Raw genomic sequence first — 15,834 nt, forward strand, 5'->3', positions numbered from 1 at the left:
GACCAGAGTGATGGGCATCGGCTGCGATCACCTCTTGTCGGGTCGGGGACAACGTGATTACGCGTTGCTGCGGTATCTCGTCCTCCTTCTCCAACTCAGCGACTGTGCCAGTTGCTTGTCGGCCGTGACCGACAAACCCAATGTAGGCCTCCGCCAGCGAAATTTCTAGAGTCGCCGCTGTAGATTTTTTAGATGAAAGGCCTGCCGAGCTGCGAAAACACTTGCATCGATGCGATGGCGGCACGGGGCGGGCGCTGAGGAAGAGAGAGGTGACCGCGCCCCGCACCGCCATCGGCGGAGAGGTGTCCACAGCGGATCCCGGCCGAGGGATCGCTCTCATCAAGGATCGCCCCGCGGGCCGGACGCGGCAACGCAATTAACCCTGTGCATTGACTGCCGTAACACGGCGGAGCGATCATGACCGCAGCAGTGGCTCAGGTCACAGTCCTTCGTGTGTAGGGGGCATCCCGATGAGCACCGACGAGGAAAGACTCGCCCAACTCGGCTACAAACAGGAACTCCACCGCCGGCTGTCCGGCTTCTCCAACTTCGCCGTCTCGTTCTCGATCATCTCGATCCTGGCCGGGGCGATCACCTCGTACGGCATCGCCATGAAGGCCGGTGGCCCGGTCGCGATCACCCTGGGCTGGCTCTTCGTCGGCGTCATGGTGACCTTCGTGGCGCTGGCCATGGCCGAGGTCTGCTCGGCCTATCCGACCGCGGGCGCCCTCTACTGGTGGGCCGCCGCGCTGGCCAAGAGGAACAAGCCGGCCTGGGCCTGGTTCATCGGATGGTTCAACTTCCTCGGCGAGGTGGCGGTCACCGCGGCCATCGACTTCGGCGCGGCGATCACCACCGCGGCCTTCCTCAGCCTGACCTTCGGCCTGGAGGTGACGGCGACCTCCACCTTCCTGCTCTTCCTGGTCATCATCGTCGTCCACGGGCTGCTGAACACCTTCGGCGTGAACCTGGTGCGGGTCCTCTCCGACGTCAGCGCCTGGTGGCACCTGATCGGTGTCGCGGTGATCGTCGGCATCCTCGCGGTCGTCCCCGACCAGCACAAACCCATCTCCGAGGTGTTCACCGAGGTCTACAACGCGACCGGGTTCACCTTCGCCGGGGCGGGCGTCTACGCGGTGCTCATGGGCCTGCTTATGGCGCAGTACACGTACACCGGCTACGACGCCTCCGCGCACGTCGCCGAGGAGACCCACGACGCCGCCAACGCCGCGCCCCGGGGCATCGTGATGTCGGTGATCGTCTCGGTGATCGCCGGTTTCGTGCTCCTGGTCGCGATCACCTGGTCCATTCAGGACTACGAGGGCGCGCTCGGCACCGAGCTCGGCCTGCCGCCGGCGCAGATCTTCATCGACGCGGTCGGCCACGACCTGGGCGTGTTCCTGCTCTTCATCTGCATGGTCGCGCAGTGGTTCTGTGGCATGGCGTCGGTCACCGCCAACTCCCGGATGTCCTACGCCTTCGCTCGTGACGACGCGATCCCCGGATCGAGTATCTGGAAGAAGGTCAATCCCCGCACCGGTACGCCCACCAACTCCATCTGGCTGTGCGTGACCCTCTCCACGATCCTGGTGCTGCCGTCGCTCTGGAACACCGTCGCGTACTTCGCGGCCACCTCGATCGCGGTGATCGGCCTCTACATCGCCTACGTCGGTCCGGTCCTGCTGCGCCGGCTCAACCCGGACTTCCAGCCCGGCCCGTGGAATCTCGGGAAATGGAGCGCCCCGATCGGCTGGATCGCGATCGTCTGGGTAGGGATCATCTGCGTGCTCTTCGTGCTGCCGCCCAGCAGCCCGATCAACGCGGAGACGTTCAACTACACGATCGTCGCCGTGGCGGTGGTGCTCGGGGCGGCCGCGATCTGGTGGTTCGCCAGTGCCCGGAAGTGGTTCACCGGGCCGAAGCAGAACCTCCTGGAGAAGGCCGCCCACGGCGAGTCCACCGACTGATAGGACTGAACACATGGATCTCGAGGAGCTCGACGTCTCCGTCGACAACGGCAGCATCGACACCGTGGTGCTGGCCCTGACCGACATGCAGGGCCGGTTGCAGGGCAAGCGGCTGCACGGACGGTATTTCCTGGACGAGGTGGTCTCCGGCGGCAGCGAGGGATGCAACTACCTGCTCGCTGTCGACGTGGACATGAACACCGTCGACGGCTACGAGATGTCCTCCTGGTCCACCGGCTACGGCGACTTCGTGATGAAGCCCGACTTCAGCACGCTGCGCCGGGTCCCGTGGCAGCCCGGCACCGCGCTGGTCCTCGCCGACCTGCTCGACACCGCCGGGCAGCCGGTGCTCGTGTCACCCCGGCAGATCCTGCGCCGCCAGCTCGACCGGCTGGCGGCGCACGGACTGACCGCCTACGCCGGTACCGAGCTGGAGTTCGTCCTCTACAAGGACAGCTACGAGCAGGCGTTCACCAGGAACTACCGCGACCTGACGCCGGCCAACCAGTACAACGTGGACTACTCGCTGCTCGGCACCGCCCGTGTCGAGCCGCTGCTGCGCCGGATCCGTAACGACATGTACGGCGCCGGCCTGATCCCGGAGAGCGCCAAGGGCGAGTGCAACCTCGGCCAGCACGAGATCGCCTTCCGCTACGCCGACGCGCTGACCAGTGCCGACAACCACGTGATCTACAAGAACGGGGCGAAGGAGATCGCCGCCCAGGAGGGCATGGCGCTCACCTTCATGGCCAAGCCCAACGAACGCGAGGGCAACTCCTGTCACATCCACTTCTCGCTGCGCGACGAGAACGGGCGGTCGGCGATGCTCGGCGACGGGCCGGCCCATCTCAGCGTCACCGGGCAGCGGGTGCTGGCCGGGCTGCTCGCCACGATGCGCGAGTTCAGCCTGCTCTTCGCGCCGAACATCAACTCGTACAAGCGCTACCAGCCGGGCTCCTTCGCGCCGACCGCGCTGCGCTGGGGCGTCGACAACCGGACCTGCGCGCTGCGGATCGCCGGGCACGGGCAGGGCATGCGGGTGGAGAACCGGGTGCCGGGCGGGGACGTCAACCCGTACCTGGCGATCGCCGCCCTGGTCGCCGGCGCGCTGCACGGCATCGAGAACGAGCTGTCGCTGGAGGACGAGTTCCGCGGCAACGCCTACCAGGACGAGAGCGCCGGCCGGGTGCCCGGGACCCTGCGGGAGGCGACCACGCTCTGGGAGGACAGTTCGGTGGCGGATACCGCGTTCGGGGCGGACGTCGTGGCCCACTACGCGAACATGGGGCGGGTGGAACTGGCGGCCTACGACGCGGCGGTGACCGACTGGGAGTTGCGCCGTGGATTCGAGCGCCTCTGAGTGTGAGGATCTTGGCGTGGGGACTACAGATGTGATCAACCCCTCGACGGGAGAGGTCTTCACGACCGTACCGTCGCTGGGTCTGGAAGAGACCGATGCCGCCATCGACCGTGCCCGGAAAGCCTTCGGTGAGTGGCGCCGGGTGTCGCCCGGGGACCGGGCCCGGCTTCTGCGGCGCTTCGCGGCGGTGGTCGAGGAAAATCTCGAAGAGCTGGCACAGCTGGAGGTACGCAACGCGGGTCACACCATCGGCAACGCCCGGTGGGAGGCCGGCAACGTCCGCGACGTGCTGAACTACTACGCGGGCGCGCCGGAACGCCTGTCCGGGCGGCAGATCCCGGTGGCCGGTGGCGTCGACGTGACCTTCCACGAGCCGCTCGGTGTGGTCGGGATCATCGTGCCGTGGAACTTCCCGATGCCGATCGCCGGCTGGGGTTTCGCCCCCGCGCTGGCGGCCGGCAACACGGTGGTGCTCAAGCCGGCCGAGCTGACCCCGCTGACCGCGATCCGGCTCGGTGAGCTGGCGCTGGAGGCCGGTCTGCCGGAGGGCGTGTTCCAGGTGCTGCCGGGGAAGGGCTCGATCGTCGGACAGCGGTTCGTCACCCACCCGGCGGTCCGCAAGGTCTGCTTCACCGGGTCCACCGAGGTCGGCAAGTCGATCATGGCGGGCTGCGCCGACCAGGTGAAACGGGTGACCCTGGAGCTGGGCGGCAAGAGCGCCAACGTGATCTTCGCCGACGCTGACCTGGAGGCCGCCGCGGCCGCCGCGCCCGGAGCGGTCTTCGACAACGCGGGCCAGGACTGCTGCGCGCGATCCCGGATCCTGGTCGAGGCCTCGGTCTACGACAAGTTCCTCGCGCTGCTGGAGCCCGCGGTCCGCTCGTTCCGTGTCCTGGACCCGGCGGACGACGCGGCCGAGATGGGACCGCTGATCTCCTCCGGCCAGCGGGACTCCGTCGCGTCCTTCCTGGATGGCGCGGACGTGGCGTTCCGGGGATCGGCTCCATCGGGTGACGGCTGGTGGTTCCCGCCGACCGTGCTGCTGGCCGGGTCGACGACGGACCGGCACTGGCGTGAGGAGATCTTCGGGCCGGTGGTCAGCGTGCTGCCGTTCCGCGACGAGGCCGAGGCGATCGAGCTGGCCAACGACACCGAGTACGGCCTGTCCGGCTCGCTCTGGACCCGGGACGTGGGGCGGGCGCTGCGCGTCTCGCAGGCTCTGGAGACCGGCGCGCTGAGCGTCAACAGCAACTCCTCGGTGCGCTACTGGACGCCGTTCGGTGGCATGAAACAGTCCGGCCTGGGCCGTGAGCTGGGTCCGGACGCCCTGTTGTCCTTCACCGACGTGAAGAACGTGTTCCTGGCTACGGGAGACTAAGTGGAGCGTTTGCAGGACCGGGTCGCCGTGATCACCGGCGCCGGCAGTGGAATCGGGCTGGCCACCGCGCGGCGCTTCGCCGCCGAGGGTGCTTTCGTAGTCTGTGTTGATATTTCTGACAAAGCTGGCAAAGCGGTCGCCGAGGAGGTCGGCGGCGAGTTCGTGGCCTGTGACGTCAGCGACGAGGAGCAGGTCAAGGCTCTCTTCGACGGCGTCGCGGAGCGGCACGGCCGGGTCGACATCGCCTTCAACAACGCCGGCATCTCGCCGCCGGACGACGACTCGATCCTGGTCACCGGCCTGGACGCGTGGGAGCGTGTCCTCAAGGTCAACACCACGAGCGTCTTCTTCTGCTGCAAGTACGCGATCCCGCACATGCAGCGGCAGGGCAAGGGCTCGATCATCAACACCGCGTCGTTCGTCGCCCTGCTCGGTGCGGCCACCTCGCAGATCGCCTACACCGCCAGCAAGGGCGGTGTGCTGGCGATGACCCGGGAGCTGGGCGTGCAGTTCGCCCGCGAGGGCATCCGGATCAACGCGCTCTGCCCGGGACCGGTGGCCACCCCGCTGCTGATGGAGCTCTTCGCCAAGGACCCGGAGCGGGCCGCCCGCCGGCTGGTGCACGTGCCGATGGGCCGGTTCGCCGAACCGGACGAGATCGCCGCGGCCGTCGCCTTCCTGGCGAGTGACGACGCGTCGTTCATGACCGCTTCGCAGTTCGTCGTCGACGGCGGTATCACCGGAGCGTACGTAACTCCGCTGTGATGTTTACCGACCCGCTACGGTGGAGATGGAAGCCCTATACACCCAGTTCAAACGAGGTGTTAGGGGTCGAATCCCCGCCGGCACGGGTCGATCCCCGTGTAGGTGGGACAGATGGGCCCGTGACGCGGCGCCGGTTCTCCGGCGCCGCGCGCATGTGATTACGGTGGTGCGATGCGTCCGATCATCGGCATAACGTCCTATGTGCTGCCCGCCGGCTGGGGCGTCTGGACCGATCTCCCGACCGCGCTGGTCCCGTACGACTACACCGAGGCGGTCCGGCTCGCCGGTGGCCGCGCGGTGATCCTGCCGCCGGACGATCTCGACGCGGACGTGCTCGACCGGCTGGACGGACTGGTGCTGGCCGGTGGCGCCGATCTCCAGCCGTCGCTGTACGGCCAGGAGCCGGGCCCGCACACCGTCGCCCAGCCGGACCGGGACGCCGGCGAGCTGACCCTGCTCCGCGTCGCCCTCGACCGGGACCTGCCGGTCCTCGGTGTCTGCCGGGGCATGCAGCTGCTCACCGTCGCCGCCGGCGGCACCCTGCACCAGCACCTGCCCGACCTGCTCGGCCACGAGAAGCACCGGCCGGCGCCGGGCGTCTACGGCTCGCAGCAGGTCGTGCTCGACCCGGGCACCCGGATCGCCGCCCTGATGGGCGAGGACCTGACCATCAACTGCTTCCACCACCAGGGCGTCGCCGATCCGGGCTCGCTGACCGTCACCGGGCGGGCCGCCGACGGCCTGCCCGAAGTGGTCGAGGACCCGGAGCGGCGTTTCGTGCTCGGTGTCCAGTGGCATCCGGAGGTGAGCCGGGACCGGCGGCTCTTCGGGGCCCTGGTGGCGGCGGCATCGAAGGAGCTCACACAAGCATGCGCAGACCGCTGATCGGACTCACCGCCTACGCCGAGCAGATCCACCACGGCCGGAACGACCTGATGGCCGCGATGCTGCCGATGAACTATGTGAAGGCGGTGCACGCCACCGGCGGCCGGGCCGTCCTGATCACCCCGGACGATCCGGGCACCGACGTGCTCGACTCGCTGGACGGCATCGTCTTCTGCGGCGGCGGCGACATCGACCCGGCCCTCTGGGGCGCCCCGCGGCACCCGGCGACCGAGGTCGACACCGTCCGCGACACCTCCGAGCTGATGCTGATGCGTGCCGCGCTGGAGGCCGGCCTGCCGATGCTCGGCGTCTGCCGGGGTATGCAGATGATGGCCGTGGCCACCGGCGGCTCGCTGCACCAGCACCTGCCGGACCTGGTCGGTCACGAGCGCCACCGGGCCGCGGCCGGCACCGACCCGCTGGCCGCCGGAGCCTCCGACTACGGCCGGCACGACGTGGTCCTCGAGGAGGGCAGTGCGGCGCACCGGCTCTTCGGCCGCACCCTCACGGTGAACTCGTTCCACCATCAGGCGATCGCCGACCCGGGTGAGTTCCTGCCGGTCGGCTGGTGCCCCGACGACCAGGTGATCGAGATCGTCGAGCACCCCGGCCGGGCCTTCGCCCTCGGCGTGCAGTGGCACCCGGAGCGCACCTCCGACCTGCGTTCGTTCGCCGCCCTGGCGGAGGCGTCGGCCCGGGCCCGCGTGATCGCCGCCTGACGAGCGGGAGCACCGGACCGGTGTTAACGTGCCACCGGAAGCGGGACGTGTGGGACGTCTAGGAGGCATGCGTATGGGCGCCCTGCCGAGGCGGCTCCGCAACGCCTTCGATCGGGGCGGCGAGATGGGCGCCCGGATGTCCTCTCTGGACTGGGCCGGCACCCCGCTGGGTGATCCGTCGTCCTGGCCGCCGGAGCTGGTCGACGCGGTTGCCACGATGCTCGCCTCCCGTGCCCAGATCATCGTCTTCTGGGGCCCGGAGTACGTGGTGCTCTACAACGACGCCTACGCCGGGGTGCTGGGCGGCAAACACCCCGGGTTCCTCGGACGGCCCGGCCGCGACCTGTGGGCCGAGGTCTGGGACGTGCTGCACGAGCTGTTCGACGGGGTGATCGCGGGCGACCGGTCGTTCTACGCCGGCGATCACCTGTTCATGATCGAGCGGTACGGGTTCGTCGAGGAGACCTACTTCGACATCTCCTACGACCCGATCCGCTCCGAGGACGGGGTACCCGGCGGCGTGCTGTGCATCGTCACCGAGACGACCGCCCGGGTCCTCAGCGAGCGCCGGGTGCGGACCCTCAGCGCTCTGGGCCGCCGGCTCGCCGACTCGCCTGATCAGGCCGCCCTCGCCGCCGAGGCGGCTGCCGTGCTCACCGGCAACGCCGAGGACGTGCCCTACGCCGCGCTGGTCCTCGACGACGACACCCATCCGGCGATCCGGGCCGTCATCACCAGCGGGCGGCCCGGCCCGGTCCCGCTGGCCGAGCTGACCACACCGGCGCCGGCCGCGGCGGCCGAGGCCCTGGCGCTGCCGATCGGCGTGGGCGCGGAAACGGTCGGTGCCCTGGTCCTCGGCGTGAGCCGCTACCTCGCACTGGACGGCGGCTACCGCGACTTCCTCGACCTGGCGGCGGCGCAGATCTCCCGGGCGGTGGCCAACGTCCGGGCCTACGAGCAGGAGCGCCGCCGGGCCGCCGAGCTCGCCGCCCTCGATCAGGCGAAGACCGACTTCTTCTCGAACGTGAGCCATGAGTTCCGTACCCCGCTGACCCTGATCCTCGGGCCGTTGGAGGATCTGATCGAGAACCCGGCTCCGGACGGGTCGCTGCGGGACCGCCTGGAGCCGATGCACCGTAACGCGTTGCGGCTGCTCAAACTGGTCAACACCGTGCTCGACTTCTCCCGGATGGAGTCCGGGCGGATGGCGGCCGTCTACCGGCCCACCGACCTGGCGCGGCACACCGCGCGGCTGGCGGGCACCTTCCGGCCGGCCATCGAACGGGCCGGGCTGACGCTGACCGTGGACGCCCCGCCGCTGGACGAGACGGTCCACGTCGACCACGAGCTGTGGGAGAAGATCGTCTTCAACCTGCTCTCCAACGCGGTCAAGTTCACCCGCGCCGGTGGTGTCGAGGTCCGGGTGGGCGCCGAGGACGGCCACGCCGTGCTGTCCGTCCGCGACACCGGCGTCGGCATCCCCGAGTCCGAGCAGACCCTGCTCTTCGACCGTTTTCATCGGGTCACCGGGGCCTGGTCACGCAGCCACGAGGGCACCGGGATCGGTCTGGCGCTGGTCCGCGAGCTGGCCCGGCTGCACGGCGGCTCGGTCGGGGTGCGCAGCCGTCCGGGCCGCGGCAGCGAGTTCACCGTGCGGATCCCGTTCGGCACCGCCCACCTGCCGCCGGAGCGGCTCAGCGACGACCCGGCACCGTCCGGCGACCCGGTCGAGCCACGGCTCTGGGTCGACGAGGCGACCTGGTGGGCCGGGGACGGTCCGGCCGCCCCACAGCCGGTGCACCGCGGGACCGGCGGGCGGATCCTGCTCGCCGACGACAACGCCGACCTGCGGGAGCACGTGGCCCGGCTGCTCGGGCCGTACTGGGACGTGGTCACCGCGGTGGACGGGACCGACGCCCTGGAACTGGCCCGGGAGCAGCAGTTCGACCTGGTGCTGACCGATGTGATGATGCCCCGGCTGGACGGATTCGGCCTCATCGCGGGGTTGCGCGCGGATCCACGTACCCGGGATGTCCCGATCGTCGTGCTCTCCGCCCGGGCCGGCGAGGAGTCGGCGGTCGAGGGTCTGTCCGCCGGCGCCGACGATTACCTGGCCAAGCCGTTCTCCACCCGGGAGCTGACCGCCCGGGTCCGTGCCAACCTGGAGCTCGGCCAGCTGCGCCGGGAGACCGTCAGCCGGCTGCGGGGGCTGGTCGACGCGGCCGCCGCCCTCAACGCCGTGTCCACCACGACCGAGGTGCTGGAGGTCGCGGCCCGGCACGTGCTGGCCATGACGTCGGCCGGCCGGGTCGTGCTGACCACCCCGGACGGGCGGGCCGAACGGGACGGCGGCGCCGCGGGATCCGTGCCGCCCGACCTGATCCTGCCGCTGCCGGCCACCACCGGCCCGCCACTGGGCGAGCTGCGGGTGTGGGCCGGTCCGGGCGTACCGGCTGAGCCGGTGGTGCTCACCCAGCTGGCCCGCCTGGTCGGGCTCCGTCTGGCCAACGCCCGCCTCTACGAGACCGAGCACCGGATCGCCTCCACCCTGCAGCACAGCCTGCTGCCGCAGTCACTGCCGCGGGTGCCGGGCGCCATCGTGGCCGGGCGGTATGTGCCGGGCAGCAGCGAGGCCCGCGTCGGCGGCGACTGGTACGACGTCATCGCCGGCCCGGACGGCGAGTTGTTCCTGGTCATCGGCGACGTCGTGGGCAAGGGCGTGCAGGCCGCGGCCGGCATGGGTCAGCTGCGCAACGCGCTGCGCGCCTATCTGCTGGAGGGCTTCGACTGCGGCACCGCGCTGAGCCGCCTCAACCGGCTCGTCGACACGCTGGGCCGGCGGCAGTTCGCGACGGTCCTCTGTGTCGGCTTCGACCCGCGGACCCGGCGGATGAGCTACTCCTCTGCCGGGCACCCGTCACCGGTGCTGATCCCGGCCGGGGCACAGGGCACCTTCCTGTACGGCTCCGCGCTCGGCCCGCCGATCGGCGCCCTCGGGGTCGTCGAATACCCGACACGGGTGACCGAACTGACCGCCGGGGCGCGGCTCCTGCTCTACACCGACGGCCTGATCGAGGACCGCCGGCAGGGGATCGACAGTGGTCTCGCCGAGCTCACCGCCGACGTCGCAGAACCGGCCGGGCACGTCGACGACCTGCTGGACGCGCTGCTGGCCAAGGCGGCCCAGCAGGTCCGGCGGGACGACATCGCCCTGGTCGCGCTCGAGGTGACCGAACCCCGCGAGTTCGTGCTGCGGCTGCCCGCCGAACCGGGCCGGCTGTCCGTGCTCCGGCGGCGGCTGGAGGACTTCCTGGCCGCGCACCGGGTGCCCGAGGCCGACGCCTTCGACCTGGTGGTGGCGGTCTCCGAGGCGGCGGCGAACGCCATCGAGCACCCGGTCGACCCGGCCGAGCCAGTGATCACCGTGACGGCGTCGCTGCTGGAGGACGCGGTGCTCGTGTCGGTCCGCGACACCGGTGGCTGGCGGCCCGCCGGCGACGCCGGGTTCCGCGGCCGCGGGCTGGCCCTGATCGGGGCGCTCACCGAACTGTCGGTGCACCGCTCCACCGAGGGCACCGAGGTGACCCTGCGGAGACCGCTCAGCCGGCCCTGAGCCAGGGCTGCCCGCCGAGACCGGAGATGTCGAGCACCCGCCGCACCCGGTCGGAGGGGAACACCTCGATCGCCCCCGCGTAGTGGTCCACCAGGCGGACCAGCGTGTGGATGGCGGCCGAGTCGAAGAAGGTGACCGCCCGCAGGTCGACGGTCGCGGCCGACACGCCGTCGGGTGTGGCGGTCTGGAAGAGCGCGCCGGCGGTCGCCATGTCGACCTCGCCGGTCACCGTGACGGTGACGCGGTCGCCGGCCACCTCGCCGACCGCGGAGAAACCGGGGTCCGCACCCTCTTGATCCACGCCGAACACGATTTCACAGCCGTCCGGGCAGCGGCAAGGACGGGCCCGATCGGTGCGGTCACCGCCGGTTAGGCTGTGTGCCATGACCGTACGTGCCCCACTCGTGCCGGGAAAGCAATCGCGTGCGCGATCGGTCCCGGCTCAGATCGTCCGCCCCGAGTATGTCGGTAAGAAGCGCCCCCAGCAGTGGCGCGGCTCGCACGTGCAGACCGCCGAGACCATCGAGAAGATGCGGATCGCCGGCCGGATCGCGGCGCAGGCCACCCAGCTCGCCGGCGAGCACTGCAAACCGGGGGTGACCACCGACGAGATCGACCGGGTGGTGCACGAGTTCCTGCTCGACCACAACGCCTACCCCTCGACGCTGGGCTACAAGGGCTTCCCCAAGTCCTGCTGCACGTCGCTCAACGAGGTGATCTGCCACGGCATCCCCGACTCCACCGTGCTGGAGGACGGCGACATCATCAACGTCGACGTCACGGCGTACCTGAACGGTGTGCACGGCGACACCGACGCCACCTTCTGCGTCGGCGAGGTGAGCGAGGAGGCCCGGCTGCTGGTCGAGCGCACCCACGAGGCGATGATGCGGGGCATCCGCGCCGTCGCGCCGGGGCGGCCGATCAACGCGATCGGCCGGGTCATCGAGGCGTACGCGCGGCGGTTCGGCTACGGCGTGGTCCGTGACTTCACCGGCCACGGGATCGGCGAGACCTTCCACTCCGGGCTGTACATCCCGCATTACGACAACCCGCAGCTCACCACCGTCATGGAGCCGGGTATGACGTTCACCATCGAGCCGATGATCACCCTGGGCACCCATGAGTACGAGATGTGGCGCGACGGCTGGACCGTCGTCACCAAGGACCGCCGGTGGACCGCCCAGTTCGAGCACACGCTCGTGGTGACCGACGACGGTTTCGAGATCCTGACCCTGCCCTGAACCCACTCGGTCGGGCCTGATCGGTCCGGCCCGGCCGGTCGGGCCCGGACCCGGTCAGTCGAAAAGGGCGCCGAGGCGGCCGTCGACCGGGCGGCCGCGGGCGGTCAGCTCCTCGGCCTGGTATTTGAGGATCGCGCCCAGCTCCTGCATGTCGGCCGCGGCGACCCCGGTGTGCTTGACCGCGTCCGCGGTGTTGCGGAAATAGGTGCGGGTCAGGAAACCGGCGACCAGCGCGGCGTGCAGGCGGGCCTCGGCCATCAGGATCAGGGCGGCGTCGGTGTCGTACCACTGCGTGAGCCGCACGGCCCGGGCGTGCGCGCTGTTGGCGACCGCCCAGTTCTGCCGGGCCAGGCCGGTGAACTCCATCGGCCGGGCCTCGGCCAGCAGGCTCAGATGCGCCTCCCGCCGGGTCTTGAACCACTCCTGCGGGTCGTGCAGCGCGAAGGTCGTGATGTAGGTGTCGGCCTGCATCGGCCAGTGCGTGGTCAGCAGCCGGGCCTGGCCCATCCCCTCCTCGGCGGTCGTCACCCGCAGATCGACCGGGATCCCGTCGACCTTGCGCCGGGCCGGTTTCGGACCGGTCCGCGGGCGGAAGGTGATCACCACCAGATTGACGTCACTGCTGTCGGTGTCGTCACCGTGCGCCATCGACCCGCACAGCCCGATCGCCTGCACCTCGGCCGACCAGCGCTCCTGGATGGCGTCGCGGAGGCGGATCGCGAGCGACCCTCGGGGTGTGGTGGTGTCGAGCTCGACGATCACGTCCTCATTCTCGGGCATCCACCTCGGCCGGGTGGGCCCGATCATCAGCCCGGGCGGCCCGGGAAGGCCATTGTCAGCGGTGTGACCTCGGCGATCCGCCGCCACCGGGTCGCGCGAACTGCGGAGTCGGTCAAATGCGACAGTGCGTCGACGCGCTCGTCGCCCTCGGTGACCGGCAGCAGTGCCCGCCAGGCCTGGGCCACCCCGTCCTCCACGTGGACGGCCAGTTTCAGCGCGCCCTCACGATCAGTCACCTCGAACGGCAGCTGATAGGCCGCCGGGGCGGGCGCCACACTGGCCCGGACCTCGTCGGTGTGGGCGATCAGCGTGTCCCGCCGGGCCCGGTGCTCCAGATCGGCGGATCGGGCGCGTGCCACCTCGTCGGCGTCCTCCAGGTGCACGCCGATCACGCCATAGGCATAGATGGCCGCCTCCTCGGCGGCGAGGGCGGCGGCGAGTTGTTCCGTCACGGCGCGAAGAGTAGCGCTTTCAGCGCAGCGCTTCGGCGTGTGTGGCACGGCATGCGGCGATCGATCCGGCCAGTGCCGCGCGATCGGCCGGCGCGGTTTTGCAGGCGGCGGCCGCGTTCTTCTGTGCGGCCTGCTCGGCCTTACGCAACGTGGCGGTGGTGTCGCCGGCCGCCGAGGGGGCCGAGGCCGACGGCGCCACCGATGCCACCGCGGCACCGATCAGCCGGGCCAGGTCACCGGCGTGCGCCCGGTGGTCCTCGGCCAGCGGGGTGAGCCGGGAGGCCAGGCCGGGCTGGGCGACGATCACCCGGTCGTACGCCGCGGCCAGCGCGACAGCCTCGTCGAGCAGGGGCTGGAAGGGATCCGGTTGCGGTACGGGCTCCGGCTCGTCGTCGAGGACGCCGCAGCCCGCGAGCGCGGCGGAACCGGCCAGGGCGCCGAGGAAGGCCCGGCGGGAGTTCGTCAGCACGGTGCCAGTCAACACCATTCGGTGCGGCGCTGCTTCGCCCCGGCGGTCGGCACGTTACGCTTCGCGTCAGCCGCGGGGCCACGGACTGCCCGGCGGCATATAGTCGTTCCTGCGAGAAAGCTAGCGAGAGGTCGAGCCCGATGACGCAGCGTGGTCGCGCCGGGGCCCGGCCCGGTGGTCGCCCCGGCGCCCGCCGCACCCGGCCCGAGCCGGAGACCCGTAATCCCACACTTCCCCGCGTCGATCTGGCCGCCGCCCGCGCCCGGGTCCGCGAGGTGATCGAGCCGGTCATCGCCGAGGCCGGTTACGACCTGGAGGATCTCTCCCTGTCCCGGGCCGGCCGCCGGCACGTGGTCCGGGTGATGGTCGACACCGACGGCGGCATCAGCCTGGACGATGTGGCGGTGGTCTCCCGGGCGATCTCCGAGGCGCTCGACGCTGCCGAGGAGCGCGGCGGCGAGCTCCTCGAGGGGGAGTATCAGCTGGAGGTCGGCTCCCCGGGGGTGGACCGGCCACTGACCGAGCCACGGCACTGGCGGCGCAACATCAGCCGTCTGGTCGCGGTGAACGGGCTGACCGGCCGGGTGATCTCGGTCGGCGACTCCGGCGTCACGCTGGATGTGGACGGCACGATCCGTGAGCTGGCGTTCGCCGAGCTCGGGGCGGGCAAGGTCCAGATCGAGTTCAAGCGCATGGACGAAGCCGAGTTCGACGAGTCCGATGACGAAGAAGACGACGACGAAGGGGAGGGCGAGGAATGAACATCGACCTCGCGGCGCTGCGCGCCCTGGAGCGCGAGCGGGAGATCCCGTTCGAGACGATCCTGGCGGCCATCGAGACCGCACTGCTCACCGCCTACCGGCACACCGACGGTGCCGAGGGCCACGCCCGGGTGGAGATCGACCGCAAGAGCGGTGTGGCCTCCGTCATGGCACAGGAGTTCGACGCCGACGGCTCGCTGGTGCGCGAGTGGGACGACACCCCGCACGACTTCGGCCGCATCGCCGCGATGACCGCCAAGCAGGTGATCCTCCAGCGGCTCCGGGAGGCCACCGACGAGCAGCACTTCGGTGAGTACGCGGGGCGCGACGGCGACCTGGTCACCGGTGTGGTGCAGGCCGACGCCGCCCGTGCCGAGAAGCACATCGTGACCGTCGACCTCGGCAAGCTGGAGGCGGTGCTGCCGCAGTCCGAGCAGGTGCCCGGCGAGACGTACCCGCACGGCACCCGGATCCGCTGCATCGTGGTGCACGTGGCCAAGGGTTTCCGCGGCCCGCAGATCACCCTGTCCCGCTCGCACCCGGCCTTGGTGAAGAAGCTGTTCGCCCTCGAGGTGCCGGAGATCGCCGACGGGACCGTGGAGATCGCCGCGATCGCCCGTGAGGCAGGTCACCGTACGAAGATCGCGGTGCGGTCGACCGTTCAGGGCGTGAACGCGAAGGGTGCCTGTATCGGCCCGATGGGTCAGCGGGTCCGGGCGGTCATGAGCGAGCTGCACGGTGAGAAGATCGACATCATCGACTGGTCGGACGACCCCGCCCAGTTCGTCGGCAACGCGCTCTCCCCGGCCAAGGCGCTGCGGGTCGAGGTGGTCGACGCGGCCAGCCGTACGGCCAGGGTGACGGTGCCGGACTTCCAGCTGTCGCTGGCGATCGGCCGGGAGGGGCAGAACGCCCGTCTGGCCGCGCGTCTCACCGGCTGGCGCATCGACATCCGTCCGGACAGCGAGCCCGCCGGGGTCTCGGACCGTGATGCGGCCGAGGCGGGGAACTGACCGGATACGCGTGCGGAGCGAACGAGAGGTAGACTTGCTCTCGGTCGGCCCGACGCGAACCTGCGTCGGCTGCCGCAAACGCGCGCCGGCCGATAGTTTGCTGCGGTTCGTCGCGGCAGATTCGGAGGGTGACCTCCGGCTTCTGCCCGATCCGGCCCGCCGACTGCCGGGGCGGGGAGCTCACCTGCATCCCGATCCGGCCTGCTTCGCGCAGGCGGAGCGACGTCGCGCTTTCGGGCGTGCGTTGCGTCTCACTGGACTTGCTAACCCAGAACTGCTTGCGGAGCACATCCGCATGGTCTCCATGCCGTGCGGATCCACCGATGACGAGGCGTCGCCGCCCCGTCACGACCCAGCAAGGTAGGACGACCCAGATGAGCACACGATGAAGTCCCTGAAATGACCAGGCTTCTAGTGCACGAGTGAGGTCT

15 protein-coding genes are annotated in these 15,834 nt (G+C 70.5%); 11 read left to right on the plus strand and 4 right to left on the minus strand.

Annotated features, from left to right (window positions below):
* Positions 1–470 precede the first annotated feature (470 nt).
* From ACFO0C_RS23605 to ACFO0C_RS23635, 7 genes are all read left to right on the plus strand, one after another.
* A complete protein-coding gene (locus ACFO0C_RS23605) occupies positions 471–1,967 on the plus strand; it encodes an amino acid permease (RefSeq protein ID WP_378068831.1) in 1,497 nt (498 codons plus the stop codon).
* 13 nt (positions 1,968–1,980) lie between these two features.
* Positions 1,981–3,327, plus strand: coding sequence for a glutamine synthetase family protein (locus ACFO0C_RS23610; protein WP_378068832.1), 1,347 nt, complete (start codon positions 1,981–1,983; stop codon positions 3,325–3,327).
* 16 nt (positions 3,328–3,343) lie between these two features.
* Positions 3,344–4,705 (plus strand): aldehyde dehydrogenase family protein, encoded by a 1,362-nt coding sequence (locus ACFO0C_RS23615; protein ID WP_378068833.1) that lies wholly within the window; start codon positions 3,344–3,346, stop codon positions 4,703–4,705.
* Positions 4,706–5,470: a 3-oxoacyl-ACP reductase gene (locus ACFO0C_RS23620; protein WP_360324316.1), complete on the plus strand. Its 765-nt coding sequence runs from the start codon at positions 4,706–4,708 to the stop codon at positions 5,468–5,470. It abuts the gene before it with no gap.
* A 171-nt stretch (positions 5,471–5,641) separates the two neighbouring features.
* The gene (locus ACFO0C_RS23625) at positions 5,642–6,355 is read left to right on the plus strand and encodes a gamma-glutamyl-gamma-aminobutyrate hydrolase family protein (protein WP_378068834.1); all 714 of its coding nucleotides are present in this window, start codon (positions 5,642–5,644) and stop codon (positions 6,353–6,355) included.
* Positions 6,340–7,074 (plus strand): gamma-glutamyl-gamma-aminobutyrate hydrolase family protein, encoded by a 735-nt coding sequence (locus ACFO0C_RS23630; RefSeq protein ID WP_378068835.1) that lies wholly within the window; start codon positions 6,340–6,342, stop codon positions 7,072–7,074. Before ACFO0C_RS23625 ends, ACFO0C_RS23630 begins: the two co-directional genes overlap by 16 nt.
* 73 nt (positions 7,075–7,147) lie before the next feature.
* Positions 7,148–10,687: a SpoIIE family protein phosphatase gene (locus tag ACFO0C_RS23635; protein WP_378068836.1), complete on the plus strand. Its 3,540-nt coding sequence runs from the start codon at positions 7,148–7,150 to the stop codon at positions 10,685–10,687.
* On the opposite strand, the gene ACFO0C_RS23640 is transcribed toward ACFO0C_RS23635, so the two are convergent.
* Positions 10,674–10,988, minus strand: a complete 315-nt coding sequence (locus ACFO0C_RS23640) for an STAS domain-containing protein (RefSeq protein WP_378068837.1) — start codon at positions 10,986–10,988, stop codon at positions 10,674–10,676. The two genes, ACFO0C_RS23635 and ACFO0C_RS23640, sit on opposite strands and share 14 nt — an antisense overlap.
* Before the next feature lie 82 nt (positions 10,989–11,070).
* Between ACFO0C_RS23640 and map the strand changes: the two genes are divergently transcribed.
* Positions 11,071–11,928: a type I methionyl aminopeptidase gene (gene map, locus ACFO0C_RS23645; RefSeq protein WP_378068838.1), complete on the plus strand. Its 858-nt coding sequence runs from the start codon at positions 11,071–11,073 to the stop codon at positions 11,926–11,928.
* Positions 11,929–11,982: 54 nt separating this feature from the next.
* On the opposite strand, the gene ACFO0C_RS23650 is transcribed toward map, so the two are convergent.
* Genes ACFO0C_RS23650 through ACFO0C_RS23660 form a run of 3 tightly spaced genes read right to left on the minus strand, consistent with a single transcriptional unit; the run spans position 11,983 to position 13,629 of the window.
* Positions 11,983–12,708 carry a nucleotidyltransferase domain-containing protein gene (locus ACFO0C_RS23650; protein WP_378068839.1) on the minus strand — a complete coding sequence of 242 codons (726 nt, stop codon included), beginning with the start codon at positions 12,706–12,708 and terminating at the stop codon, positions 11,983–11,985.
* Positions 12,709–12,734: 26 nt separating this feature from the next.
* Entirely contained in the window at positions 12,735–13,160 is a 426-nt protein-coding gene (locus ACFO0C_RS23655; protein ID WP_378068840.1) for a ferritin-like domain-containing protein, read from the minus strand.
* Between the two features lie 19 nt (positions 13,161–13,179).
* A complete protein-coding gene (locus ACFO0C_RS23660) occupies positions 13,180–13,629 on the minus strand; it encodes a twin-arginine translocation signal domain-containing protein (protein WP_378068841.1) in 450 nt (149 codons plus the stop codon).
* Between the two features lie 140 nt (positions 13,630–13,769).
* Between ACFO0C_RS23660 and rimP the strand changes: the two genes are divergently transcribed.
* From rimP to ACFO0C_RS23675, 3 genes are read left to right on the plus strand one after another with little or no spacing between them, the layout of a single operon-like run.
* Positions 13,770–14,390, plus strand: a complete 621-nt coding sequence (gene rimP, locus ACFO0C_RS23665; RefSeq protein WP_378068842.1) for a ribosome maturation factor RimP — start codon at positions 13,770–13,772, stop codon at positions 14,388–14,390.
* Positions 14,387–15,403, plus strand: coding sequence for a transcription termination factor NusA (gene nusA / locus ACFO0C_RS23670; protein WP_378068843.1), 1,017 nt, complete (start codon positions 14,387–14,389; stop codon positions 15,401–15,403). The genes rimP and nusA overlap by 4 nt, the downstream gene beginning before the upstream one ends.
* Positions 15,381–15,767, plus strand: coding sequence for a YlxR family protein (locus ACFO0C_RS23675; protein WP_378069134.1), 387 nt, complete (start codon positions 15,381–15,383; stop codon positions 15,765–15,767). The genes nusA and ACFO0C_RS23675 overlap by 23 nt, the downstream gene beginning before the upstream one ends.
* Positions 15,768–15,834: the final 67 nt, after the last annotated feature.

It is taken from the genome of Actinoplanes subglobosus (genome assembly GCF_042650585.1).
Taxonomy (GTDB): domain Bacteria; phylum Actinomycetota; class Actinomycetes; order Mycobacteriales; family Micromonosporaceae; genus Actinoplanes; species Actinoplanes subglobosus.

Bases quoted from the DNA above. Each gene is read 5' to 3' on its own strand.
- ACFO0C_RS23605 (WP_378068831.1), top strand. From the start codon at position 471: ATGAGCACCGACGAGGAAAGACTCGCCCAACTCGGCTACAAACAGGAA.
- ACFO0C_RS23610 (WP_378068832.1), top strand. From the start codon at position 1,981: ATGGATCTCGAGGAGCTCGACGTCTCCGTCGACAACGGCAGCATCGAC.
- ACFO0C_RS23625 (WP_378068834.1), top strand. From the start codon at position 5,642: ATGCGTCCGATCATCGGCATAACGTCCTATGTGCTGCCCGCCGGCTGG.
- ACFO0C_RS23630 (WP_378068835.1), top strand. From the start codon at position 6,340: ATGCGCAGACCGCTGATCGGACTCACCGCCTACGCCGAGCAGATCCAC.
- ACFO0C_RS23635 (WP_378068836.1), top strand. From the start codon at position 7,148: ATGGGCGCCCTGCCGAGGCGGCTCCGCAACGCCTTCGATCGGGGCGGC.
- map (WP_378068838.1), top strand. From the start codon at position 11,071: ATGACCGTACGTGCCCCACTCGTGCCGGGAAAGCAATCGCGTGCGCGA.
- ACFO0C_RS23650 (WP_378068839.1), bottom strand. From the start codon at position 12,708: ATGCCCGAGAATGAGGACGTGATCGTCGAGCTCGACACCACCACACCC.
- rimP (WP_378068842.1), top strand. From the start codon at position 13,770: ATGACGCAGCGTGGTCGCGCCGGGGCCCGGCCCGGTGGTCGCCCCGGC.
- nusA (WP_378068843.1), top strand. From the start codon at position 14,387: ATGAACATCGACCTCGCGGCGCTGCGCGCCCTGGAGCGCGAGCGGGAG.
- ACFO0C_RS23675 (WP_378069134.1), top strand. From the start codon at position 15,381: ATGCGGCCGAGGCGGGGAACTGACCGGATACGCGTGCGGAGCGAACGA.